Source organism: Cupriavidus sp. GW823-FHT07B10 (genome assembly GCF_058794355.1).
In genome coordinates this window covers 1-1333 of the sequence record NZ_JBXAGS010000040.1, presented here as the reverse complement: position 1 = coordinate 1333, position 1333 = coordinate 1, and the positions used below count along the sequence as shown (strand labels likewise).

The following is a 1333-nucleotide window of genomic DNA, read 5'->3' as shown; positions in this document are numbered from 1 at the left end:
GGTTCATCGCCGATCTGCGTGACCGTTTAGAAACAAAAAGGGCCAACAAGCCCACCACTGTTATCTTGGAGTTGCGACACAACAAGAATCAGGAAGGTGGAGGTTGGCCCCACGCGATTGTATGGCCCAGCTCGGCTGCTGGGAAGGCTATCGCCTGCGCGATAGCTGGGAAGAGACCCGTAATGGGCAGCGTATTTGCGTCATCCGGCTAGAACCTAAGGCGCGCCGCAGGCGGTGCTGCGATGGCTGTGGTCGAGGCGTTAGCAGTATCCACGACCGGGTCGAGCGGCGCGTGCGGGATCTGCCAGTGTTCGATATTCCGGTGGAGCTGGTCGTGCCGCGACTTCGTCTGGCTTGTCGGAAATGTGGCCCGAAGCTGGAGCGCCTGGACTGGCTCGCGCCCTATGCGCGGGTTACAACGAGGCTAGCCGCCAGCGTAGCGCGACTGTGCAAGGTCATGTCGTTGCGCCATGTCGCTAGCTTCTACCGATTGGCCTGGACTACGGTCAAGCGCATCGATCTGCGCCATCTGGAGCGGGAACTGGGGCCGGTCGATCTGAGTGGCGTCACGGTGATCGCGATGGACGAGTTTGCGATCCAGAAGGGCCATCGCTATGCCACGGTCATCGTCGAGCCTTCGAGCAAGCGGGTACTCTGGGTTGGGCGCGGGCGCTCGCGAGAGGAGATCCGGCCCTTCTTCAAGCTGCTTGGCCCTGAAGGCTGTGCCCGGCTGCGCGCCGCGGTGATGGACATGAATACCGCCTACGACCGGGAAGTGCGGATGCACTGCCCGAAAGCGGAGGTCATCTATGACCTGTTTCATGTGGTGGCCAAGTATGGCCGTGAAGTCATCGACCGGGTCAGGGTGGATGAGGCCAATCGGCTGCGCGGCGACCGGGCCGCCCGCAAGGTGGTGAAATCCTCTCGCTGGTTGCTGCTGCGCAATCGAGAGAACGTCACCCGGGAGGCCGATCAGATCCGGCTTGATGAAATACTGGCTGCCAACCAGGCGCTGATGACCGTCTACGTGCTCAAGGACGACCTCAAGACGCTTTGGGCATATCGCCATCCCGGCTACGCCCGACGCTTCTGGCAAGAGTGGTACGAGCGGGCCATGGACAGCGGCATCGCCCCACTATGCCTGTTCGCCAAACGGCTCAAACCATATCTGCCAGGCATCTTGGCTCACAGCCGCTGGCCGCTGGGAACCAATCTGGTGGAAGGCATCAATAACCGGATCAAGGTGATCAAACGCATGGCCTATGGCTTCCGTGATGACCACTACTTCTTCTTGAAGATCCGGGCGGCCTTCCCCGGAAATCGGTGAAGAACC

At 61.0% G+C, this 1333-nt stretch carries 1 protein-coding gene; it reads left to right on the top strand.

Going from position 1 to position 1333, the window contains the following annotated elements; genetic code table 11:
• Positions 1-103 precede the first annotated feature (103 nt).
• Positions 104-1327, top strand: a complete 1224-nt coding sequence (locus tag AC1Q6V_RS34585; RefSeq protein WP_143010680.1) for an ISL3 family transposase — start codon at positions 104-106, stop codon at positions 1325-1327.
• Positions 1328-1333: the final 6 nt, after the last annotated feature.